24 protein-coding genes and 1 riboswitch are annotated in these 20,751 nt (G+C 58.2%); of the genes, 5 read left to right on the top strand and 19 right to left on the bottom strand.

The window, feature by feature from the left end; genetic code table 11:
* The 6 genes from ACFSOY_RS19235 to ACFSOY_RS19260 all read right to left on the bottom strand — a co-directional run.
* On the bottom strand, nucleotides 1-190 hold a 190-nt coding region (locus ACFSOY_RS19235; RefSeq protein WP_386049462.1), incomplete at its 3' end, for a hypothetical protein.
* Between the two features lie 140 nt (nucleotides 191-330).
* Nucleotides 331-996: a TerC family protein gene (locus ACFSOY_RS19240; protein ID WP_386049464.1), complete on the bottom strand. Its 666-nt coding sequence runs from the start codon at nucleotides 994-996 to the stop codon at nucleotides 331-333.
* Nucleotides 997-1,052: 56 nt separating this feature from the next.
* A riboswitch (yybP-ykoY riboswitch) is annotated at nucleotides 1,053-1,189 on the bottom strand.
* A 56-nt stretch (nucleotides 1,190-1,245) separates the two neighbouring features.
* Nucleotides 1,246-1,632 (bottom strand): SH3 domain-containing protein, encoded by a 387-nt coding sequence (locus tag ACFSOY_RS19245; protein ID WP_386049468.1) that lies wholly within the window; start codon nucleotides 1,630-1,632, stop codon nucleotides 1,246-1,248.
* 54 nt (nucleotides 1,633-1,686) lie between these two features.
* Entirely contained in the window at nucleotides 1,687-2,682 is a 996-nt protein-coding gene (locus ACFSOY_RS19250; protein ID WP_386049470.1) for a phosphotransferase enzyme family protein, read from the bottom strand.
* Between the two features lie 328 nt (nucleotides 2,683-3,010).
* On the bottom strand, nucleotides 3,011-3,931 hold the full coding sequence (locus ACFSOY_RS19255) for a GNAT family N-acetyltransferase (RefSeq protein ID WP_386049472.1): 921 nt from the start codon (nucleotides 3,929-3,931) through the stop codon (nucleotides 3,011-3,013).
* Nucleotides 3,932-4,123: 192 nt separating this feature from the next.
* Nucleotides 4,124-4,870, bottom strand: a complete 747-nt coding sequence (locus ACFSOY_RS19260) for a YebC/PmpR family DNA-binding transcriptional regulator (protein WP_386049474.1) — start codon at nucleotides 4,868-4,870, stop codon at nucleotides 4,124-4,126.
* A 248-nt stretch (nucleotides 4,871-5,118) separates the two neighbouring features.
* Between ACFSOY_RS19260 and ACFSOY_RS19265 the strand changes: the two genes are divergently transcribed.
* The 3 genes from ACFSOY_RS19265 to ACFSOY_RS19275 all read left to right on the top strand — a co-directional run bounded on the left by ACFSOY_RS19265 (nucleotide 5,119) and on the right by ACFSOY_RS19275 (nucleotide 7,684).
* The gene (locus ACFSOY_RS19265) at nucleotides 5,119-5,841 is read left to right on the top strand and encodes a class I SAM-dependent methyltransferase (protein ID WP_386049476.1); all 723 of its coding nucleotides are present in this window, start codon (nucleotides 5,119-5,121) and stop codon (nucleotides 5,839-5,841) included.
* Complete coding sequence (locus ACFSOY_RS19270; protein WP_386049478.1) at nucleotides 5,841-7,067, top strand: MFS transporter; 1,227 nt, start codon at nucleotides 5,841-5,843, stop codon at nucleotides 7,065-7,067. The genes ACFSOY_RS19265 and ACFSOY_RS19270 overlap by 1 nt, the downstream gene beginning before the upstream one ends.
* 416 nt (nucleotides 7,068-7,483) lie before the next feature.
* Nucleotides 7,484-7,684, top strand: coding sequence for a hypothetical protein (locus ACFSOY_RS19275; RefSeq protein WP_386049480.1), 201 nt, complete (start codon nucleotides 7,484-7,486; stop codon nucleotides 7,682-7,684).
* 47 nt (nucleotides 7,685-7,731) lie between these two features.
* On the opposite strand, the gene lpdA is transcribed toward ACFSOY_RS19275, so the two are convergent.
* The 4 genes from lpdA to pdhA are packed head-to-tail and all read right to left on the bottom strand — an operon-like array spanning nucleotide 7,732 to nucleotide 12,427.
* Entirely contained in the window at nucleotides 7,732-9,150 is a 1,419-nt protein-coding gene (gene lpdA, locus ACFSOY_RS19280) for a dihydrolipoyl dehydrogenase (RefSeq protein ID WP_386049482.1), read from the bottom strand.
* Nucleotides 9,151-9,162: 12 nt separating this feature from the next.
* Nucleotides 9,163-10,401 (bottom strand): dihydrolipoamide acetyltransferase family protein, encoded by a 1,239-nt coding sequence (locus tag ACFSOY_RS19285; protein WP_386049484.1) that lies wholly within the window; start codon nucleotides 10,399-10,401, stop codon nucleotides 9,163-9,165.
* A gap of 12 nt (nucleotides 10,402-10,413) precedes the next feature.
* Nucleotides 10,414-11,391, bottom strand: coding sequence for an alpha-ketoacid dehydrogenase subunit beta (locus ACFSOY_RS19290; RefSeq protein ID WP_386049485.1), 978 nt, complete (start codon nucleotides 11,389-11,391; stop codon nucleotides 10,414-10,416).
* Nucleotide 11,392: 1 nt separating this feature from the next.
* Nucleotides 11,393-12,427, bottom strand: a complete 1,035-nt coding sequence (pdhA, locus tag ACFSOY_RS19295; protein WP_386049487.1) for a pyruvate dehydrogenase (acetyl-transferring) E1 component subunit alpha — start codon at nucleotides 12,425-12,427, stop codon at nucleotides 11,393-11,395.
* A gap of 179 nt (nucleotides 12,428-12,606) precedes the next feature.
* Here pdhA and ACFSOY_RS19300 point away from each other — a divergent pair, with 179 nt between their 5' ends.
* Nucleotides 12,607-13,221 carry a hypothetical protein gene (locus tag ACFSOY_RS19300; RefSeq protein ID WP_386049489.1) on the top strand — a complete coding sequence of 205 codons (615 nt, stop codon included), beginning with the start codon at nucleotides 12,607-12,609 and terminating at the stop codon, nucleotides 13,219-13,221.
* 210 nt (nucleotides 13,222-13,431) lie between these two features.
* Here ACFSOY_RS19300 and ACFSOY_RS19305 read toward each other — a convergent pair whose 3' ends face one another.
* The 9 genes from ACFSOY_RS19305 to ACFSOY_RS19345 all read right to left on the bottom strand — a co-directional run bounded on the left by ACFSOY_RS19305 (nucleotide 13,432) and on the right by ACFSOY_RS19345 (nucleotide 19,950).
* Entirely contained in the window at nucleotides 13,432-14,511 is a 1,080-nt protein-coding gene (locus tag ACFSOY_RS19305) for a Leu/Phe/Val dehydrogenase (protein WP_386049491.1), read from the bottom strand.
* Complete coding sequence (locus ACFSOY_RS19310) at nucleotides 14,474-14,728, bottom strand: hypothetical protein (protein WP_386049492.1); 255 nt, start codon at nucleotides 14,726-14,728, stop codon at nucleotides 14,474-14,476. The genes ACFSOY_RS19305 and ACFSOY_RS19310 overlap by 38 nt, the downstream gene beginning before the upstream one ends.
* A 49-nt stretch (nucleotides 14,729-14,777) precedes the next feature.
* A complete protein-coding gene (locus tag ACFSOY_RS19315) occupies nucleotides 14,778-15,974 on the bottom strand; it encodes a thiolase family protein (protein WP_386049519.1) in 1,197 nt (398 codons plus the stop codon).
* The gene (locus ACFSOY_RS19320; protein ID WP_386049493.1) at nucleotides 15,952-16,758 is read right to left on the bottom strand and encodes a 3-hydroxyacyl-CoA dehydrogenase family protein; all 807 of its coding nucleotides are present in this window, start codon (nucleotides 16,756-16,758) and stop codon (nucleotides 15,952-15,954) included. Before ACFSOY_RS19320 ends, ACFSOY_RS19315 begins: the two co-directional genes overlap by 23 nt.
* Nucleotides 16,748-17,611, bottom strand: coding sequence for a 3-hydroxyacyl-CoA dehydrogenase NAD-binding domain-containing protein (locus ACFSOY_RS19325; protein ID WP_386049494.1), 864 nt, complete (start codon nucleotides 17,609-17,611; stop codon nucleotides 16,748-16,750). The genes ACFSOY_RS19320 and ACFSOY_RS19325 overlap by 11 nt, the downstream gene beginning before the upstream one ends.
* Nucleotides 17,598-17,843 (bottom strand): hypothetical protein, encoded by a 246-nt coding sequence (locus ACFSOY_RS19330; RefSeq protein WP_386049495.1) that lies wholly within the window; start codon nucleotides 17,841-17,843, stop codon nucleotides 17,598-17,600. Before ACFSOY_RS19330 ends, ACFSOY_RS19325 begins: the two co-directional genes overlap by 14 nt.
* A gap of 92 nt (nucleotides 17,844-17,935) precedes the next feature.
* A complete protein-coding gene (locus tag ACFSOY_RS19335) occupies nucleotides 17,936-18,763 on the bottom strand; it encodes a 1,2-phenylacetyl-CoA epoxidase subunit PaaC (RefSeq protein ID WP_386049496.1) in 828 nt (275 codons plus the stop codon).
* Nucleotides 18,764-18,839: 76 nt separating this feature from the next.
* Complete coding sequence (locus ACFSOY_RS19340; RefSeq protein WP_386049497.1) at nucleotides 18,840-19,622, bottom strand: enoyl-CoA hydratase-related protein; 783 nt, start codon at nucleotides 19,620-19,622, stop codon at nucleotides 18,840-18,842.
* Between the two features lie 16 nt (nucleotides 19,623-19,638).
* A complete protein-coding gene (locus tag ACFSOY_RS19345; protein WP_386049499.1) occupies nucleotides 19,639-19,950 on the bottom strand; it encodes an EthD family reductase in 312 nt (103 codons plus the stop codon).
* A gap of 262 nt (nucleotides 19,951-20,212) precedes the next feature.
* Between ACFSOY_RS19345 and ACFSOY_RS19350 the strand changes: the two genes are divergently transcribed.
* Nucleotides 20,213-20,737: a hypothetical protein gene (locus ACFSOY_RS19350; RefSeq protein ID WP_386049500.1), complete on the top strand. Its 525-nt coding sequence runs from the start codon at nucleotides 20,213-20,215 to the stop codon at nucleotides 20,735-20,737.
* Nucleotides 20,738-20,751: the final 14 nt, after the last annotated feature.

A 20,751-nucleotide genomic window follows, 5' to 3' on the forward strand; every position in this document is an offset into this window, starting at 1 on the left:
TCGCCGATTTCCCCTCAAGCATTGGCACAGGGTCGCTTTCCTGACGGGTGGCGCGAAGGTCGATCATCCGACGGATCAGAGCGCGGTTGCGCTCGCGCAGATGTTCGAATGCATCACGGACGGGCGGGTGATCTGACAGTTTGCCGCGACACTCGCCCTTTTTCTTACACCGTTTGCGGCCGCTCTGCACATCGCTTCCCCTCCTGTCGCCCGACTTCTAGCTCTTCCAGCATATGCGGGCGTGTACAGGGCGGTGCGCCCAAACAGAGAGCTCGAAGATGCGATCCGCAATCGCTGGCCGATCTTCTCCACCTTCATTCGCACAGGCTGTCAAGTTTGAATCGGCTTGTGATGGGCTGACCACCACCTGCCGATCAGGACGACAGAGAGGGTCGTGAACACGGGAATCAAATATTCCAAGAATGCGACGTCGAACAGCGGAGCGAGCCATTTGTCCTCCACCAGCATCTTGCCCGCCGTCCACCCGAGCACGCTCGCCCCGACATAGATCAAGATCGGGTAGCGATTGACCAGCTTGAGAATAGCTTGCGATCCCCAGATGATGATCGGAATGGAGATGCCAAGCCCGATCAGCACGAGCGAGAGATGCCCTTTTCCCGCCGCCGCCACCGCAAAGATATTGTCGAGCGACAGGATGAGATCGGCGAGAATGATCGTGCGGATCGCCGCTCCAAACGTTGTACCCTCTTTGACTGGCGTTTCTGCTTGCGAATTGTCGACGAGCAGTTTGATCGCCACCCAGAGCAGAAAGGCACCTCCGATCGCTTGCAGGAGCGGCACTCGCAACAGGTAGACGGCGACGACCGTCAGCGATACTCGCAGCCCGATCGCGCCGACCGTCCCCCAGTAGATCGCTCGCTTGCGCTGCTGTTCGGGAAGGCGGCGAGAGGCGAGGGCGATCACCATCGCGTTATCGCCCGATACGACCAGATCGATGATGATGATCGAAAAGAGTGCCCAGATGTAATCGAACACGGCAGAATCGCTCCTTTCACAACCTTACAGAATGTCCAACCGGGGAGAAAAGAAAAGAGACCTCTGCCACCGTTTGGCAAAGGTCTCGCTCAACGCAAGGTCTAACAAAGCCGGAGGTATTCTCACACCTCGTCATGACGACTTTGTCTCAGGCAGATCGGCTGCCTGCAAGCTACTCCCCTTTGATCGCTCGATTCGGTTGACGAGAGCCTGACGGGTAAGAGCGGCTGACAGGCACCTCACTAAAACTTATGTGCAAGGCGCATGCTGTATGTCTTCCGAATCGGCAAGCGGGCTCATATTCTCCTGCGGCACCCAGCCTTCCTCACCGTCGCTCAGCTTCTGACACCATACCCAGCCGTTGAGCTCTTGGCTGCCCACAACCGCTTCGCCAACCTCAACATCCAGCTCTTTGGCGGTGTACGCTTCCAAGATCACGCCTACCTCTTGCTCCTGTCGAATGATCTGCTCGGGCACCCAGCCTTTAAGCGTCTGATCGAGCGTCGTGCAATAGAGCCAATCTGGCCAGTTCTCAGGCCCCTCATATCGTTTACCGACGCGGACGACCTGACCTTTGGAAAGGGTGATCGGGTTGGGATAGTTGCTGCGATGGCTTTTTGTGATCTCGTATTTCATGCTGACTCACCTCTGCTTGTGTGATCGTGAACGTTTAACCTGTGGGCGTGCTGGTTAGGAATTGCTCGCAAACTTCGCATGGCAGCGCGCGCGATAGGCGACCAGCTTCTTGTTGAGATTGGCAAGCCATTCCGGATGATCTTGCGAATCGGAGAGGTCGACTGCGCGCAATAGCTTGGCGTACATGACCAAGTTGTGCAGTTCATAAAACTGCTGGATCTGCTGTTCATAGTTGGGGTCGATCTGCGTGGCTGACCGATACCCGGACAGAAAGGCGAGAAACAGCGGATGCGACCGATCAAATCCGCCCGCCTCGAAAAGATCGCGAAGCGCATACGCGAGATCTGCCACATACCAGTAGCGAGAGCAGTCATCAAAGTCGAGGATGCCGATCTCCTCTCCCGCAAAGCGAAGGTTGTCCAGCTCAAAATCATAGTGAATCAATCCGAAGTTCTCCTTAGTCGTCGGAAGCGTCGAAGCCCAGTGCAGGAGTTGCCCCAACTTCTCTCTGGCAGCCTGATCGTCAGGTGGGATCATCTCGCTCACAAACGCCAGATGGTCGCGCCACGAAGGTCGCTGCGCAGAAAGTTCTTCCGGCAGTGCTTTCATCGCCTGATGGAGTTTACCAAGCTCTTTTCCCCACGCTGCATACTGTTCTGGGCGAAGCTCTTCCGCATCTGGATGTTCCCCTGACAGAGCTTCAAAGACGACTGCGTAAAACGTTCCCCACTCCGTTTGAACTTCCTCCACCTCTCGCCCGTGCAGCGATTTTACAGGTCGCGACACGCGCAACGACCGTTCGTCGAGTGCATGGAGCAGTTCTAACTCCGCTTCGAGCAGCTTTTTCGCTCGCTCCGTACGCTCGTTAAAACGAAGAAAATGCAATTTTCCCGCATTTTTAAAGATGAAGATAAAATTTGCGCTTGCCCGATAATATTGGGCAGTGCCAGGATCGTGTTCCCAACGCGCTAGGATCTGCTCCGCCAGCGGGCTTTGCCAGTTTTCATCCACCGTGTCCACCACGCGGTGCATCAAGCTCAGTTTCATCATCCGCAACACCTCTTCCTCGATCGATTATCTGTGGGAATGGTCGCCATACTCAACCTACTAAAAAAGAAGTAGACCTCCCTTGAGCTTCGACGGCTAGGAGAGGTCTCTTCTATGTCAACACGTTGAGCCGACACCCTTTTGGGGTATCTGTTGTGCAAACGACCTTAGGTGTTACTAGCACCTAGGGTCTCTTTTTATTGTACGCATACTCTGTAAGATCATTCTAGCACAGCAGATCGACGCGTTTCAAGGCTGTCGCTTCCCTCATTGTGCGATGACCAGATCGAGCAATAATCTGCGCAGTGGCCATCAGATCGAGTTCGCGCGCTCAGAGCATTTTTTTGAAGCAGGTGTAGTAGCGGGTCTGGCGCATGCCCACCGCTTCATAGAGCAAAGTCGCTCCCGTTGCATTGCTAGCATCCACCCCGAGCGAGACTTTCGTTCTTCCCCGCCGGAAAAACTCGGCGAAGCTATGCTGAAGCAACGCTTTGGCAATTCCCTGGCGGCGGAAATCGGGCAGCACCGCAAGATTCCCAATCCACCCCGTGTCCCCATAGTCCACATTGAGCGAATGTCCCACCGGCTTGCCGTCCAGTTCGGCAAGCACCCACAGCGAAGCATCAAAGGTGGATTTTTGAACGGCTGCCTCGATCCACTCCTCAAAAGGAATGTCGTTGAACTCCCAGCTATCCTGAAAACATGCTTTGCGCACTTCATAAGCTTGGCGATCATCACGACCGAGGACGAACGGTCGAAGGATGAGCCCTTCCTGCAACTCAGGCTCCGGTGGAGCCTCCGCCAGATCGATCACCATGCGATAGAAGTGACGCTCTTCCGCATACCCGAGCTCTTCCATCAGCAAAACCTGCTCGTTGCGCATTCCGTTGATCCAGCGTTTGATCGGCAGCTGCTGATCCGACCCGCCCATCTCTCTCAGGCGGTTTTCCACCGTCACGGTAAGAGCTTGATCGAGCTCGCGTCCCCAGTGCTCAGGCAGGATGGTCACATCCCCGATTCCCTTGTAGAGGCAGGCGTAGGCGATGATCTGACCCGCTTGATCTTCGACCATCCATGCATCATGATTCAAATCGAATCCCTTGCGCTTCCACTCATCGAGCACTTCCGCTTCGGAGTACTCTGGCTCTCCGTACTCGGCGATCGAGTGGGCGATGAGCAGATCGGCCACCGCCTTCGCATCGTTTAGCACCGGATGGCGCATCGTCAAATGTTGCGGTAGAAATGTCTGCATACCAATTCCTCATTTCTGCCAAATATTGTTGAAACTATACTGGAAGTTGCGGAAAAAATCAAGAGATTCTCTACAGTTCGCTTGCACATTTCACTTTATGTGTCATCGATCGGTCGCTTTCGATTCATCTCATCAGCCAGACAGGCACAAAAAAGCGGTCTGCCCAGTGGCAAACCGCTTTTTTACACTCAACTAGCCCTGCAGGAGTTCCATCTCTGCGTCGTCGATCTCCATGTTCGTCGAGACGTTTTGCACATCGTCGTTGTCTTCGAACACTTCGAGCAGTTTGAGCATGTTTTTCGCATCGTCGCCGGCGACGTTGACTGTGTTCTTGGGCACCATTTGCACATCGGCGTTGACGAAGGAAAAACCTTGCTCTTCCAGAGCGCTTTTCACACTTTCAAAGTCGGACGGAGCGGTCAAGATTTCAAACTCCTCCTCCGAGACGACCATGTCCTCTGCACCCGCTTCAAGCGCAGCCATCATCACCGCATCTTCCTCAAGATCAGATTCGGTGCGATCGAGCGTCAGGACGCCTTTTTCATCGAACATCCACGCCACGCAGTTCGGCTCGCCGAGCGAACCACCGCGCTTGTTGAACGCCGCTCTGACCTCCGCCCCTGTGCGGTTGCGGTTGTCGGTCAAGCAGTGCACCAGCACCGCGACGCCACCTGGGCCGTACCCTTCGTAGCGGATCTCTTCATAGGACTCGCCTTCGAGCTGGCCGGAGCCTTTTTTGATCGCGCGCTCGATGTTGTCGATCGGCATGTTGATCGCACGACCTTTGGCGATCAGGCCTTTCAGTTTAAAGTTCGCATTTGGATCAGGGCCACCGTTTCTCGCGGCAACGATGATCTGACGAGCAATCTTCACCATCTGGTTGTTTTTCGCACGGTCTTGAACCCCTTTGCGGGCTGCGAAGTTCTTAAACTTTGGCATCTTAAAGTCTCCTTACTCGAAAAGTCATATTCTCCAGTGTAGCACAAAAACTGTCATTCGCACTACGGGCAGATCGAAAGCGATTCCTGCTTGTCAACATTTTCTAATACAACAGATTGCAGCGAGGAAGCAGGCTGGAATAATTCTAATGAACTGGTAATCGCGCTCTTGGCTGTCAGCTTGGCAAACACACTTTCGGCGTGTATAGTATAGGGATACTTTTCAGAGAATACGGAGGATTCAAACGTGTGAGAGATGGTGGAAGCTTTTTTGATCAACCTGACGTGTTCGATGCATATTGGCGCGCTCGCAGCAGACAGGAAAGCGCCAACTCGGTGTTGGAACAACCGATCATCGAATCGTTGATCGGTTCGGTCGATCAGCTTGCTGTGCTCGACCTCGGCTGTGGCGATGGCCAATACGGAAAGCAATTGTTGGCGCAGGGCGCGGCCTCTTACTACGGGATCGATGCATCGATGCGAATGGTGTCGTTGGCAAAAAAGAACTTGACGGAAGGGAATGCGCACGTTGTGCACCAAGCGTTTGAGGAGATGGAACTGCCAGCGGGGAAGTTTGACCTGGCCGTCTCCCGTCTTGCGCTTCACTATGTGGACGATCTGGTTCACGTACTCACAAAAGTGTGCAGGAGCCTAGCCAGCGGCGGACGGCTGGTCTTTTCGGTCGAGCACCCATTGCTCACATCGTGTCAAGAAAGTCAGGGTACCAAACCGGGAAGTTGGGTGGTCGATGATTACTTTGTCGCCGGGGCGCGGGACGTTCTCTGGTTCGGCGATCGCGTGCGGAAATATCATCGTTCGATCGAAGATTATTTTCTCGCTGTCCAGCAGGCCGGCTTTCAGGTGGATATGCTCCGCGAGTCGAAGCCAGATCGGGCGCAGTTTTCCTCAGAAGCAGAATATGGTCGGCGCATGCGCATTCCTCTCTTTCTATTGATGACAGGGAGGAAATGATGAGACGCGCAACATCTTTTCGTTTTTTATGGTTTGGACAGATAGTGGCCAATCTGGCCGATGTCCTCTATGTGGTGGTGCTGATCGCGATGGTCTATCAGGCGACAGGCTCGACGATGCTGACCGCGCTGATCCCGATGGTGACGATGGGCGCACAGCTGATCGGCGGTCTGGTTGCACCGCTCGTGCTGGATCGCTTTCGCCTGTCGCGCCTGCTCGTCAGCACCCAAGTGGGCAAAGCGCTGCTGTTCGCGCTGCTGACCCTCTTTTTGGATCGTTTGCTCAGCGGAGGCTGGCTGCCTCTCTTGTACGTGCTGATGGCGCTCTTCTCCATCCTCGATGCGGCAGCCAACCCTGCGCGAAATGCGATCGTCCCCCGCCTGGTGGATAAAGCGGAGCTGGTCAAAGTGAACGGCTGGCTCGCTTCGACCGACCAGACGGTCAACCTCGCCGGCTGGGCGCTCGGCGGCGTGGTCTTCGTTGCGCTGGGCGGCACGGAGAGCATGTGGGTATGCTTTGTGCTCCATGCGGTTGCGGCGCTGCTGATGTTCGGCGTGCGCGAACCTGTGCGGACGGCTGAAGCGTCAGAAGAGCACGTCGTGAAAAGCTCAGGGATCTCTTCGATGAAAGAGGGCTGGGTGGTGCTCTGGCGCACGCCGCTTTTGCGGACGATCCTGATCATGGATGTGATCGAGGTGATGTCGGGCGGCGTGTGGGTCGGTGCGGTGATGATGGTCTTTGTGCAGGAGGCGCTCGGCGAAGGCGAGCAGTGGTTCGGCTTCCTGAACGCCGGGTACATGGGCGGCATGTTGCTCGGCGGGCTCTTGGTGTCGCTCTGGGCGAAACAGGTGGAGCGCAAGTTCGCGCCCCTGCTCGTGCTCAGCTCCGCCGTGTTCGCCGCGCTCAACCTCCTCTTTGCTTATACGAGCATCGCTTGGCTCGCCGTGCTGCTCTGCCTGCTGATGGGACCGCCCAATCAGATGAAGGAAGTGATCCAGCAGACGTTGATTCAGCGCACAGTTGAAGAGCGGCTGCTCCCGAAAGTGTTCTCCGCGAAGATGACCGTCTTCTACACCGGATACACGCTGTCAGTGCTGGTGATGAGCTTGCTGACCGATTGGATCGGCGTGCGCTCCGTCTACGCGTTGGCCGGAGCGATTGTCGCATTGGTTCCGCTCCTCGCCTGGAGCAGATGGAAGGTCTTGCGGCAGGCGTCTGTGGTGTAAGCGGGCGAGGTGACATTTGTCGCCTTTTGCTCGTCACTTGTCACTTGTCGCCTGAAACGTATTCGTGCAAGCAAAGAGCGCATGAGCTAGTTGGCTCATGCGCTCTTTTATCTTGGCGGAGATGCTTTTCTGCTTTGCTTGTGGAAGGCTTATTTTCGAAAAGGTATGACCTTTGCTCCTTATTTTGGATTCACGCAGTTTTCCGCAAATTTCCTGAACCCCTTCTCCCTTATCCGATGTTGAGCGATACTATTTGAGAGACGCTGAAGGATACAGACTGTTGCTCTTCTTTCAAGAGCGACCTCTCGAAGTAAAAAGTTGATTCGAAATATTTTTACAACAACTCCCATCTATCCTGTATTATACATAGTGCATCCTCGTTTGACGAAAAGATGAATAATCGCGGAGGAGAAACGATGAATCGAACATGGATCAGACCTTTGGCCATCTGGGTTCTGCTTTCTTTGCTGCTCGCGATCAACATCTTGCCTACCGACCCTGTTGACTTTCTACTCATCCTACTCATGGTGACCGCGGTAGCCTTTGTCGGCGCATTTATCTTGGAAGCTTGTATCCGCTTTTTGTTCCCGGCCAAGAACAAAGTGACGAGGAAATGAGCAAAACGCAAAAAGCATCTGCCTCTTCGTGAGACAGATGCTTTTTGCTACCTGCGCTTGGCGACATGGATCGCGATTCCCTGTGCATCGGCTGCCGCTTCCATCAGCGTTTCGGTCAGCGTCGGATGCGGGTGCAAGGTGAGCGAGATGTCTTCCAGCGTCGCTCCCATCTCGATCGCCAGCGCCGCCTCGCCGACCAGCGAGGACGCTTCTGCTCCGACGATGTGTACGCCGAGCACAACTCTGCTATCCTGCTCCGCGATGATGCGACAAAATCCCTCTCCCCGCCCGAGGGTCAGCGCCCGACCGCTGGCCGCAAAGGGAAACTGCCCGACGGTGACGGCGATTCCCTGCGCGTGCGCCTCCGCTTCTGTCAGGCCGACCGTCGCGATCTCCGGGTCGGTGAACAGCACGGTCGGCATGCAAGCCATGTCTTTGGCGCTGTTGCGACCTGCGATCGCTTCTGCCGCGATCATCCCTTCTCTGCTCGCTCGGTGTGCGAGCAGCGGCCCATGCGTGACATCGCCGATCGCAAAGAGGTTCCGGTTGGCTGTCCGGCCTTGGTGGTCGGTGGTCAGAAAACCGTGCTCGTCCGTCGAGAGCCCGGCGCGGTCGAGGTCGAGCCCTTCTGTATTCGGACGGCGTCCGACGGTGACGAGCACCTTGTCAGCAGCGATCTTTTTTTCCACTCCGCCTTGCTGCAACGTCACACAGACAGTTCCCTCCTCGATCGTGTGCCCACAGACTTCCGCTTGGGTGAGCAAAGTGATGCCCGCGCGGCGCATGTTTTTTTTCACGATTTGAACGAGCGAATGATCGAAGCCTTGGAGGATGTCAGACTCGGAGCAAGCGATGATCACCTCTGTGCCCAGCTTAGCAAAGGCGGTGCCGAGCTCAAGCCCGATACAGTCACCGCCGATGATCAACAGGCGCTTCGGCAGTTCGGTCAACCGCAACGCTTCGGTGGAGGAGAGGATGTGCAGACCATCGAACGGCAGATTGGGCAGAGGCTGCGGACGCGAGCCGGTGGCGATGATGCCCGCCTCGAAGCGGTAATACTCCATCCCCTGCTCCGTCTCGACGGCGATGCGATCTTCCGACATGAACAGCGCTGTCCCTTTGACCACGGTGACGCCGTTTGCGGCGAGCAACGCGGAGATGCCGCGGGTGAGCTTTTGCTGAATGCTCGCTTTCCACGCTTGGTGCTTTTGCATGTTGAACGCGTGCCGTTCGAGCTCGACACCCATCTCAGTCGCCTGGGCGAGGGTGCCGATCGCATTGGCTGCCTGAATCAGCGCTTTCGACGAGATGCACCCTGCATGCAAGCAGATTCCGCCCACCTCTCCCCGCTCGATGAGCACGACCTCAAGGCCGAGCTGGGCGGCGCGGATGGCGGCCACATAGCCTGCGGGGCCGGTGCCGATGATGACCGTTTGCACGTTTTGCGCGATGTCTCCTACGACCATCTCCGCACCCCCTTACCCCATCTCCAAAACGAGCAGGTCTGGATGTTCCAGCAGTCGCTTGATCCGGTTGGTAAAGCGAACCGCTTCCGCACCGTCGATGACGCGATGATCGAACGAGAGCGACAGGTACATCATCGTGCGGATCGCGATCTCTCCTTGATAGACGACCGCTTTTTCCTGCATGGCATGAACCCCGAGGATCGCCACCTCTGGATAGTTCAGGATCGGGGTGGCAAAAAGCCCGCCGAGCGGCCCCATGTTGGAGATCGTAATCGTTCCTCCGCGCATCTCCTCGACGGCGAGCGCTCGCCGCTTGGCCAGTTCGATCAGCCGCCCGATTTCTGTCGCCAGCTCAAGGAGCGACCTCCGCTCAGCCCCCTTCAGCACCGGCACGATCAGACCGTCTGGCGTATCGATCGCAATGCCGATGTTGTAGTCGGAGCGCAGGACGATCTCGCCGCGCTCGTCGTCCAGCTGGGCGTTGAGGTACGGGTGCTCTTTCAGCGCGATCAGCAACGCTTTTAGCAGGAACGGCAGGTAGGTGATCTTCTGCCCGCTCGGTTCGAGCAGTTTGTTCATCCGCCTGCGCAGCGACACCAGTTCGGTCATGTCCACCTCGTCGATCGAAGTGACGTGCGGAGCGGTGAACGCCGCCTTGGTCATCCGCTCGGCGATCGTGCGGCGCAGCCCGCGCAGCGGGACGCGGGTGGTCGTCGGTGTCATCGTATCGATGCTCGGCAGCGCTTGTGATCTGACGCTTTCTTCTGCTGTTGATCGACAGCTTTCCTCCGCTCGTTCGGCGTCGCTCAGTCGCTGTTCCTGCTGTGCGCGCTGATGTGCCAGCAGGTCCTCTTTTGTCACGCGTCCAGCTGCGCCGCTGCCGCTGACGAGTCTGATGTCGATCATCAGGTCGCGGGCGAGCTGTCGAACGGCAGGTGTTGCGAGAACGCGCCCAGCGGTCAGGATCGGCGCGGAGATCACCTCTGCCCGATCGGCCTGCTCCTGCACAGCCTCCGCTTCGCCGAGGATGACGAGCACCTCACCAACCCTCGCCAGCTCCCCCGCCTTCGCCTTGATCTCCCGAACTTGTCCGCTCAGCGGGGAGGGCAGCTCGACCAGCGCTTTGTCTGTCTGCACCTCGACCAGCGGATCGAACTCCCGCACCTGATCGCCCTCCTGCACCAGCCAGCGGACGACCTCCGCCTCGTGGATGCCCTCGCCGATATCGGGAAGTTTAAATGAGACTGCCATCCGAACACCTCCTCAATAGGTCATCACGCGCTCGATGCCGTGCAGGATGCGCCGCGCGTCGGGCGCGCAAATATCTTCGAGCGAAAAGAGCGGCTGGGGCACATCGTAACTGCCGACGCGCAAGACGGGCGCCTCCAAAGAGAGCAACGCGCCCTCGTTGATCAGCGAGACGATCTCCGCTCCCAGTCCAGCGGTCTTCGGCGCTTCGTGGACGACGAGCGCGCGCCCCGTCTTTTGTACGGAGGCGAGGATCGTCTCCCGATCGAGCGGCGACAAGGTGCGCAGATCGACCACCTCCACCTCCCACCCCCGCTGCTTGGCCAGCTCGGCCGCTTCCAGCGAGACGCGAAGCATCGTCCCCCAAGCGAACAGCGACAGGTCTTTCCCCGTGCGCACGATGTTCGCACGACCGATCGGCACCGTGTAGTGCCCCTCCGGCACCTCCTCTTTAAACGCCCGATAGATTCGCATCGGCTCAAAGAAAAGCACCGGATCTGGGTCTGCGATCGCCGCGAGCAACAGCCCTTTTGCATCGTATGGCGTGGAGGGGCAGACCACTTTTAACCCCGGCTGATGAACAAAAAACGCCTCGGGACTGTCCCCGTGAAGCTCGGGGGCGCGAATGCCCGCGCCGTAGGGAGCGCGGATGACCAGCGGACAGGAAAATCTCCCCTGGGAGCGCGTCCGAACCCGCGAGACATGACAGACGATCTGCTCGACCGCCGGGTAGAGAAAGCCTGCAAACTGCACCTCTGGCACCGGGCGCATTCCATTGACCGCAAGCCCGACAGACGCGCCGACGATCCCCGCTTCAGCAAGCGGGGTGTCGATGACGCGCAGGCTGCCAAATTCAGCCTGCAAACCTTCTGTGGCGCGGAACACCCCGCCGTTCACGCCAACATCCTCCCCGAGCACCAGCACGCGCTCGTCCACCTGCAGAGCGACGCGAAGCGCATCCTGAATCGCTTGGATCAAGTTGAACTTTGCCATCTCACACACCACCTTCGCTTCTGTAGAGCGCGCGCATCTCGGCTCGCTGCGCTTGCAGATGCGCGGGCAGCGTCGCGTAGGCGTGGTCAAAGAGGCGATCGGGATCGACAGGCGGCGCTGCGAGCATCTCGTCGATCGCAGTTTGCACCTGCTCGTCCGCCTTTTTCCACAGCTCCGCCTCCAGCTCTTCCGTCCAGATGCCGTGCTCCTGCAACGTTTGTTTCAAGCGCTCGATCGGGTCTTTCGCTCGCCACGCTTCCACCTCTTCCTCCGTTCGATAGCGAGTGTGATCATCCGCGGTGGTGTGCGAGCCATAGCGGTAGGTGACCGCCTCGATCAAGGTAGGACCTTTTCCACTCCGCGCTTTGTCTGCCGCCGCCTTCACCGCTCGATAGACGGCCAGCAGGTCGTTCCCATCGACGCGCACGCCCTCCATTCCATAGGCGGTCGCTTTTTCGGCGAGCGTCTCGGTCGCAGTCTGTTTGTGAAGCGGGACGGAGATCGCATAGCCGTTGTTTTGGCAGAAAAAGATCACCGGCAGTTTGAACACCCCGGCAAAGTTCATCGCTTCATGAAAATCCCCTTCCGATGTCGCGCCGTCGCCGAGAAACCCGACGGTGACCGCATCTTCCCCACGCAGTTTGCTCGCCCATGCAGCACCTACAGCGTGCGGCAGTTGGGTGGCGATCGGTACGGCGATCGGGAAGATGTTTACGTTTGGCGGTGGAATGCAGCCTTCAGGGCGACCATTCCAATAGAGCAGGATGGTGGCGAGCGGCAGGCCGTGCACCATCGAAACGCCATGTTCGCGATAGGTGGGAAAGAGCCAGTCCCCTTTTTCAAGCGCCACTCCGCACCCGACCTGTGCCGCTTCTTGCCCCTCCAGCGGCGCATAGGTGCCCAGCCGACCGGAGCGTTGCAACTGCACCGCTCGACGGTCAAAATGACGGATGGTGATCATCCAGGAATACATCTCGGTCAATCGTTCAGGCGTAAGCGCCATGCGCTCAGCCCGACTCCATTCTGTCCGGTTCATCAACTTGTCCCCCCTCCGTTCCTATATATGCGCGCCCCCGCGCAAAAATCTCTCCTCAACTTGAGAAAGACTCCGCTTTCGCACTTGTGAATTTTTATTGTTGTTTACAGTGTAAGCGACATGATAGGCTTGTGTTGCAGGGGACGTCACCTGACGATCAAACAGGAGAGTGAACACGATTGTCTTTTACAGAGACTGAACAGTCGATGCTATCGGAGATGCGGCAGATGCTCGTCACTCTGATCGATCGAACAGAGGTTCAAGGCGCACAGATCAAAGGGCTCGACAAAAAGCTTCATGAGTTTCATGCGGAGCTAAAGGGCGAGATCGCAGACCTCCGCACAGAGGTAAAAGCAGAGATCGCTGATCTTCGCACAGAGGTCAAACAGGTCAAAGCTGAAGTCGCGGATCTCCGCACAGAGGTAGCACAGGTAAAAGCCGAAGTCGCCGATCTTCGCACAGAGGTAGCACAGGTAAAAGCTGAAGTCGCGGATCTCCGCACAGAGGTCACACAAGTAAAGGCAGATGTCGCCGATCTCCGCAAGGAACTCAAATCGAACATCACAGGTCTTCGCACAGAGTTCAAAGCGGACATCGCAGATCTCCAAGCCAAACAGAAGCGAGACACTTCAGACATTCGCAACAACATGGCGACAAAACAAGATCTTCAGCGCTTCAATGAACAGCTTTCCAACCATAAGGTCGATCTCAACTGGCTGCACAGCCAAGTCAACAGGCAGGAGCTGGATCTCTTCCATCTCAAACTTCAGCAGCAAAAGCTGATGCTGGGCTGATCATCCTGACAGATCATGCAACGACTGAGCGGATGCACGCCCGTGCACGCCGCAACCCCCTACGCACGCTCAATTGAACCATCTTGCTCCCATGCGCGAGCTTCCTCTTCCACCCTTAATTCCCAGACGGAAAAACCCTGCTCTTCCACAGATCGCTGGGAGGAGCGGGGCTTTTTACACGTTCCGTTCTACCACTTCCGCATCGCACGTTCACACCCGTACGTTTTTCAACTCCTTGACCCGGTCAATCCGCTCTTCCACCAGACGATCTGCCGCGATGCTGGTCGGGATCTGCTGTTCAGCTGCGAGCGCATACACCTGCAACAGCATCCCGTATATCCCTTTCGTCTTCGCATAAACGCGCTCCGGCACCGCGCCTTTCAACTCATCGGCGACCTGGATCAGCCCGCCCGCATTGGCCAGATAATCGGGGGCATACAAAATGTCCCGCTCCCGCAGCATCGCGCCATGCCGCTGCACATCGAGCAGTTGGTTGTTCGCCGAGCCGACCACCGCTCGACAGCGCAACCGCTCGATCGTCCGATCGTTGAGGATCGCCCCCAGCGCGCAGGGTACAAACATGTCGACCTCCAAGTCATAGATCTCCTCCGGTGCGATCGCTCCTAAAAATTGCTCAGCCGGCACCCGCTCCGCCACCCGATCCACATTCGGCCGGTGCACATCGCTCACATACACCGCTGCGCCTTCCTCGACCAGATGTTGAACGACGAGCGCCCCCACCTTTCCCACGCCTTGCACCGCAAACCGCTTCCCACCTAAGTCCGCATCGCCAAAGAGCCACTTCGCCGTCGCCTTGATCGCTTCGACCACGCCGAGCGCGGTGGGAACTGCCGTGTTTCCCGATCCACCATACTCTTCGGGCAGACCGACAAAGCGGGAGGACTCGCGCTGCGAATGCACAAAGTCCTGCGGCGTCGTCCCCATGTCTGTCCCCGTATAGAAACGCCCGCCAAGCCCTTCCACAAAGCGCCCAAACACGCGAAACAGCTCAGGTGATTTAGCCGTGTCAGGATCGCCGATCAGCACCGCTTTTCCCCCGCCGTTGTCCACATCGACCACGCCGCATTTATAGGTCATCCCTCTGGACAGCCGCAAGACGTCAAAAAGCGCCTCTTCCTCCGATTCGTATGGCCGCATCCGACAGCCGCCAAGCGCCGGGCCCATCGTCGTGTCATGCAGGGCGACGATCGCCTTCAGACCTGTGCTCCTATGTTGAAAAAAGTGAATCTGCTCATGACCATGCTTGGCCATCTCCGCAAAGATGCTCACCGCTTCTCCCCCCCCCCCCTTTTCTCGATCGTTCCAGCGAGCCCAGATGATGTGGATCGCTTCGCAGCTCGCCCGCCCAACGCGGTGTCCAGCCGCACAGCACGAACGGGAAGCGATCAGCTCGCTCCTGAATCCTCAGGTCGGCTAAGCCTAACATCGAGGTCGAACCTCTCACGCTCATCCGCCTTTGAACATCCGAATGTGCAAAGACCTCCATCCACCGCTCTCCTTTTCCAGATCGAGCTTTCCAAATCAAGCTTTCCAGCTCAAGCTCGCTCAAACACGGTCGCCACGCCCTGACCAACGCCGACGCACATCGTCGCCACTCCCAAGCGATTGCCCTTTCGTTTCATCTGATGCAACAGTGTTGCCACCATCCGCGCACCTGTCGCGCCGAGCGGATGTCCAAGCGCGATGCCGCCGCCGTTTGGGTTCACTTTTTCAAGCGGTATGCCAAGCTCCTGAACGCAAGCCAACACTTGTGCCGCAAACGCCTCGTTGAGCTCAAACAGATCGATCTGCTCCACGGTGAGACCTGCGCGGGCAAGCGCTTTTCGCACTGCGATCACCGGGCCGATCCCCATCACCGCCGGATCGACTCCGCTGACAGCAGAGGTCACATAGCGCGCCAACGGTCTCATTCCCAGCCGCTCCGCTCGCTCCCGCGACATCACCAAGACGGCAGCCGCTCCGTCGTTTAGGCCGGATGAGTTTCCTGCTGTCACCGAGCCGCCCTCCCGAAAGGCGGGGCGCAGACGGGCCAGCTTTTCGAGCGACGTGTCTGCTCGCGGATGCTCGTCTCGCTCGAAGCAGGCGAGGTTGCCCTGCTGATCGGGAACGCGCATCCGAATGATCTCATCAGCAAATTCGCCCGCCTCGATCGCCTGGATCGCACGTTGGTGGCTCAATAGAGCAAACCGATCCTGCTCCTCCCGCGTCACCCCCCAGCGCTCCGCCACATGTTCGGCCGTCTCTCCCATCGAATAGGGCGGGTGGAGCTCCGCGAGGCGCGGGTTGATAAATCGCCAGCCGATCGTCGAGTCGAACATCTGCATCCCGCGCGCAAACGACCCTTCCGCTTTGCCGATGACAAAAGGCGCTCGGGTCATCGACTCCACACCGCCGGCGATGATCGCCTCCGCCTCTCCCGCCACGATCATCCTCGCCGCCGCGTTGACCGCCTCTAGCCCAGACGCACACAATCGGTTCACCGTCATCCCTGGTACCGTCACCGGAAGCCCTGCCAAAAGTGACGCCATCCGCGCCACATTGCGATTGTCCTCACCCGCCTGATTCGCGCAGCCGAAGATCACATCGTCAACCTCGCTCCGGTCGATTCCTGTTCGCTCGACCAGCGCGGAGATCGCCTGCGCAGCCAAGTCGTCCGGTCGCATCGTTTTCAGCGCTCCTCCGTACCGACCGATCGGCGTTCGCAGCGCATCAATAATGACCGCCTCGCGCATCGGCATCATCCGCTCCCTCCTCGCTCCGATAAAATCGATCGTTGGCCAGCCGCATTTTTAACAGCAGCGGAGCAGGTCGGTAGCGGTCTTCCCCCTGCTCTGCATACACGCCCTGCAGGGTTGCCACCACCTGACCCACCCCGATCTGATCGGCCCATTCCAGCGGCCCGAACGGATAGTTCGTGCCGAGCTTCATCGCCGTGTCGATCTCTGCTTTGGTCGCGATGCCCTCCATCAGGGCGAACGCCGCTTCATTGACGATCATCGCCACCACTCTCGGCATCACCAGCCCTGCGCTGTCCTTCACGCACACCGCCTCGCGCCGAAGCGTCGATGACCAAAACGACATCGCCCGCCCAAGCGCCAGATCGCCCGTCTGCCGACCTCGCGCGAGCTCCACCGCCGCCACGCCGTCAAGCGGTGGCACAAAGCCGAAGCAGACCACTCGCTCCGGACGGGCACACCAAGAGGCGATCTCCGTCGCCGAGAGCGACATCGCCGAGGCGAGCAACAGCGCTTCCGCTCCCATTCGCCGCTCCACCTCGCGCACGATCTCCCGCACCAGCTCCCGTGCTGACGTCGAGGAGATCATCACCACATCGAACTGCCGCATCTCCACCGTCTGCATCAGCTCGATCACCTGTGACAGCCCGCTCCCCATTCTGCCTGCGGGCAGCTCGTCCGTCACCCAAGAGGTCACCAGACAGTCGGCACTGCTGAGCTCGCGATCCAAGTCCCTCGCCACCACACCGTCCCCGAGCAGAAGGACCCGACTAGTCATCATAGCGGTAGAACCCCCTTCCCGCCTTTCGTCCGAGCGCACCTGCCTGCACCAAGCGGGCCTGCACAGGGTTGGGGCGATAGCGGGGCTCGCCAAAGGTCGCCTCATAGAGGCTTTGGCTGACCGCCAGATTCACGTCGATCCCGATCAGGTCCATCAGCCGAAACGGCCCCATTCGAAAACGCCCTTCCTCCATCGCCAGCCGGTCGATCGTCTCCACGTCAGCAACGCCCTCTTGCAGCAGCCGCAGCGCTTCCCCATAGAACGACCGCGCCACCCGATTGACCAAAAACCCCGGCGTGTCCTGACAGCTTACGGTCGTCTTCCCCAGCGACTCGGCAAACAGGCTTGCCAGCCACAGCGCTCGCTCCCCCGTTCGCAACCCTTCGATCACCTCGACCAGCCGCATCGAAGGCACCGGATTGAAAAAGTGCAGTCCGACCATTCGCTCCGGTCGCTCCAACTTGCCCGCAAGCGCGGTGATCGGCAGCGAGGATGTGTTGGAAGCCAGCACGCAAGAGTCTGACACGACGCGCTCCACCTGGGCGAACAGCTCCTGTTTGAGCGCCATCTCCTCTGGCACCGCCTCGATGACCAGCACTGCCTGCGCCAGCTGCTCCAGCTCGTTGATCGGCCGAATGCGCCTGATCACAGCCGCGCTCTCGCCCGCTGGTCGCTTGCCCGCCTGCTCCTGCCGTTCCAACCGCTCCCGCAGGCTGCCGAGCGCACGCTTTTGCGTCTCCTCGCTCAGATCGTACAGCAGCACCTCATAGCCGGCCTGTGCTGCCGCTTGTGCGATCCCGATCCCCATCGTCCCTGCACCGATCACCCCGAGCGGATGCTCAAACGCCTTCATGAGCGCCCTCCTCTCGATCGCGCACCTGCTGCAAGCGCTCGACGAGCGCTTGCAAATCGAAGATCATCCGATCCAAATCTTTGATCGCCGCATAGCCTGCCGCCCGTTCGAGCGTGGAAAAGAGCGTCACATAACAGCCAGCGCAAAACGTCAGCTCATGCTCCTCAAAAACTTCGACCGCCTCGGGAACGGTTCGCACCACTTCCCCGACGGTCAGCCCTTTATGAATCATCCTTCCACCTCCCATCTACCTGCGGCCAGCAAGAAGGAGATACCCAGATCGTCGGTATCTCCCCTCCGCCTCGCAGGCCGTTCACACCGCCCTCAGCCGCTGATCGTCGCATCTTCCTGCAATCGTTCCCAATCGGGCGTCCAATCGGGCATGACAAGTCCTGCGCGCTCGACCACCTTGCGCACATCCTCCTGAAACGCCAGGCGCACCTCATGGTTGTCTCGCCGTTTCAAGCCGAGTTTGCGGTAGATCTGATTGCGCTTCGAATCGGGCTTGCCAAAAATGTTCATCACGCGCGGGAACCAGCGATCGAGCGCCTCCTGTGCCGCTTCGCGATGATCCGGATCTCTCCCCAGGCGAACCAGCCAAGCATCGCCGTGTGCCACATGCATCAGCTCTTCCTTCATGATCCCTTCCATCACTCGCCGCCACGGGCCGTAAGACGAAAGCTCCGAATCCTCCAGCTGATGCCCAGCCCCCCGATCCATCAGCACGTTGAACATGATGAAGTCATACCACGTGTTGATCGGATAGTAGAAGATGTTCACGCGATCATCCTGTGCCGCCCGCGTCACCCCGAGCTCCACCTCATCGCCGACGCGCAAGGTAAAATCGAACCCTTTCACCCGATCATCCACGTCGACGCCGAGCTCTTGCAACAGCTTATACATCACCCGACCGTGCCGAACCTCATCTTTGGCGATCGTTGCGACAGACAGCATCTCCGCAGTCGTCGGCGCTTTCATGATCCACGGCACATAGCCGAACGCGCCGGCAACCTCCGAGTCTGCCTGCATCAGCATCAGATGGATCAGGTTCTCCTTGTACTCCTCTGTCATCTCCTCCACCGACTCGATCGTCTCGCCGTCGGCGATCTTTCTGAGCAACTGCTGCTCTTTTTCCTGTTCGAGCAAACCCATCCTTCACGCTACCTCCCTGTCCGAGCTGAGCGGAGCGCACGCGCTGGCCCTCCTGCAAACGAGATGCCAAAAAGCTTCAGCGCCCGCGAAATTCGGGTGTGCGCTTTGCAAAGAACGCTTGCACCCCTTCGTGGAAATCCTCACTCCGCCCCGCCAATCCTTGATACTTCGCTTCCGTTTCCAACGCGCTGAAAAGGTCGCTCTCCGACCCGTGATAGATCGAGCGCTTCGTCAAGCCGAGCGCAAAGGTCGGACCTTTCGCCAGCCGAGTCGCCAGCTCCTCGACCACACTTTCCAGCTCTTCCGCTGCCACCACCCGGTTGACCATGCCGATCGCCTGCGCTTCCTGCGCGGAGATCACCTCACCTGTCAACGCCAACTCCATCGCCTTTCCCGTCCCGACGAGACGAGGTAAAAAATAGCTCGCTCCCGAGTCGGGCACCAGCCCGATCTTGCTGAACGCCAGCGTAAATTTTGCCCGATCTGAGGCGATGCGCAGGTCGCAGGCCAGCGCGAACGACATGCCCGCACCTGCCGCCACCCCGTTGACAGCAGCGATGATCGGCTTGCGCATCATCTGCAGCCGCACGATCAACGGGTTGTATCGCTCGCGAACCGAAGCGGAGAGATCGGTGCCTGCGCCGAGATCCGCCCGGTCCGCAAGATCTTGCCCGACACAGAACGCTCGCCCCGTGCCGGTGAGCACGACGGTGCGAACCGCATCATCCGTATCCGCTCTCTGCAGCGCATCTGCCAGTTCGTCCCCCATCTGCTGGTTGTAGGCGTTCAAAACATCGGGACGATGGAATGCGAGCGTCAACACACCATCTTGCAACTTGTACAAGATCGTCTCATACATGAGCGAAACTTCCTTTCTACCTCAGTTCGTCCAACACTTCTGCAAACGCGAACGTGACCAGCCCCTCCGCAAACGATTGCAGATCTGCCGCCGCCTCTCTGCTCTCCGGCGTTTTAAACGAAGCTTTTAGCGCGTCGAGCGATTCGAAGTACATCGCACACATCAGATAGTGTTCCGGCTGGCCACCCCGCAGATCGAAAAATTTGGATACTTCGCTTCTGACCAGTCCAGGCGTCTTGCCGTTTAGCTCCAGATGCGTGCCAAAGTAATGCCGGTTGAACGCTTCCAGATCTTCTGGATGTTTGTACAAGGCGATCATCTTGACCATGCGTGACTCCCCCTCCGTCTGTGCGGATCAATCTCTCACAGCCTCTCGCTAAAATATATAGAGTTGCCGAAAAAAGATTCCACTTTTATCTGCCGCACAGCCGGCACGTCCCATTCGCAAGGCGCCGACAAAGAAGTAACATGTTTCAAGATTTTTCGAGTAATTCTAAAGAGGGCAGTATAAAAAACCTTCTGCCCGCCCAGACTTGTACCAAAACTATGAATCGGTACAGCTTTTCAAATGTTTTGAGGTGACCTATACGATGAACGCGATTAAAAAATGGCTGCAAACGTCCCCCTCCTTTGCCGCGGCCATCCGCTCTGGCGATGGCGGATCACACGCGCCCAACTCGCACATGTCCAACTCCAACCCTCGCCCTCCGCGCAAAAAGATGGGGATCGCACATCCGCTTTGGCGTCAGAGCGCGAGGGCCGGGCTGCTCTGTACGATCGTCCTGATGAGCTACGCGCTGGTTGGCATGATCGCCTACCATCTCTACTATCACTTTTGGTTTTTGACATTTCTGATCCTGTTCACACCCGTTTGGCTCGTCTGTTACGGGCTGATCTTTGCGTCGCGCTTTCGCTGGCACGAACTATCCCTCGGCGTGTTCAGCGCTCTGTTTCTGATGACGACGCTGTATCTGCACAACATCGAAGACGAAAGCTTCCGCCTGGTCACCGCTCTGTCCTTTGCTGGCGGTGGCGTACTGTCCGTCTCGCTCGGCTTTTGGACAGCGGTGCTCTTTCGAACGATTTTCAGAACGCAAAAAAGGCCGGGCAGCTAGCCCGGCCTTTTTAC

The sequence above is a fragment of the Tumebacillus lipolyticus genome (genome assembly GCF_042682745.1).
Taxonomy (GTDB): domain Bacteria; phylum Bacillota; class Bacilli; order Tumebacillales; family Tumebacillaceae; genus Tumebacillus_A; species Tumebacillus_A lipolyticus.

Coding starts and splice junctions, on each gene's coding strand:
- ACFSOY_RS19255 (WP_386049472.1), bottom strand. CDS start 3,931: ATGCAGACATTTCTACCGCAACATTTGACGATGCGCCATCCGGTGCTA.
- ACFSOY_RS19290 (WP_386049485.1), bottom strand. CDS start 11,391: ATGGCAAAGTTCAACTTGATCCAAGCGATTCAGGATGCGCTTCGCGTC.
- ACFSOY_RS19320 (WP_386049493.1), bottom strand. CDS start 16,758: ATGATGACTAGTCGGGTCCTTCTGCTCGGGGACGGTGTGGTGGCGAGG.
- ACFSOY_RS19330 (WP_386049495.1), bottom strand. CDS start 17,843: ATGATTCATAAAGGGCTGACCGTCGGGGAAGTGGTGCGAACCGTTCCC.
- ACFSOY_RS19335 (WP_386049496.1), bottom strand. CDS start 18,763: ATGGGTTTGCTCGAACAGGAAAAAGAGCAGCAGTTGCTCAGAAAGATC.
- ACFSOY_RS19315 (WP_386049519.1), bottom strand. CDS start 15,974: ATGCGCGAGGCGGTCATTATTGATGCGCTGCGAACGCCGATCGGTCGG.
- ACFSOY_RS19270 (WP_386049478.1), top strand. CDS start 5,841: ATGAGACGCGCAACATCTTTTCGTTTTTTATGGTTTGGACAGATAGTG.
- ACFSOY_RS19285 (WP_386049484.1), bottom strand. CDS start 10,401: ATGGCAGTCTCATTTAAACTTCCCGATATCGGCGAGGGCATCCACGAG.
- ACFSOY_RS19345 (WP_386049499.1), bottom strand. CDS start 19,950: ATGGTCAAGATGATCGCCTTGTACAAACATCCAGAAGATCTGGAAGCG.
- ACFSOY_RS19250 (WP_386049470.1), bottom strand. CDS start 2,682: ATGATGAAACTGAGCTTGATGCACCGCGTGGTGGACACGGTGGATGAA.
- ACFSOY_RS19275 (WP_386049480.1), top strand. CDS start 7,484: ATGAATCGAACATGGATCAGACCTTTGGCCATCTGGGTTCTGCTTTCT.
- ACFSOY_RS19310 (WP_386049492.1), bottom strand. CDS start 14,728: ATGGAGGTCTTTGCACATTCGGATGTTCAAAGGCGGATGAGCGTGAGA.
- ACFSOY_RS19325 (WP_386049494.1), bottom strand. CDS start 17,611: ATGAAGGCGTTTGAGCATCCGCTCGGGGTGATCGGTGCAGGGACGATG.
- ACFSOY_RS19260 (WP_386049474.1), bottom strand. CDS start 4,870: ATGCCAAAGTTTAAGAACTTCGCAGCCCGCAAAGGGGTTCAAGACCGT.
- ACFSOY_RS19350 (WP_386049500.1), top strand. CDS start 20,213: ATGAACGCGATTAAAAAATGGCTGCAAACGTCCCCCTCCTTTGCCGCG.
- pdhA (WP_386049487.1), bottom strand. CDS start 12,427: ATGAACCGGACAGAATGGAGTCGGGCTGAGCGCATGGCGCTTACGCCT.
- lpdA (WP_386049482.1), bottom strand. CDS start 9,150: ATGGTCGTAGGAGACATCGCGCAAAACGTGCAAACGGTCATCATCGGC.
- ACFSOY_RS19340 (WP_386049497.1), bottom strand. CDS start 19,622: ATGTATGAGACGATCTTGTACAAGTTGCAAGATGGTGTGTTGACGCTC.
- ACFSOY_RS19245 (WP_386049468.1), bottom strand. CDS start 1,632: ATGAAATACGAGATCACAAAAAGCCATCGCAGCAACTATCCCAACCCG.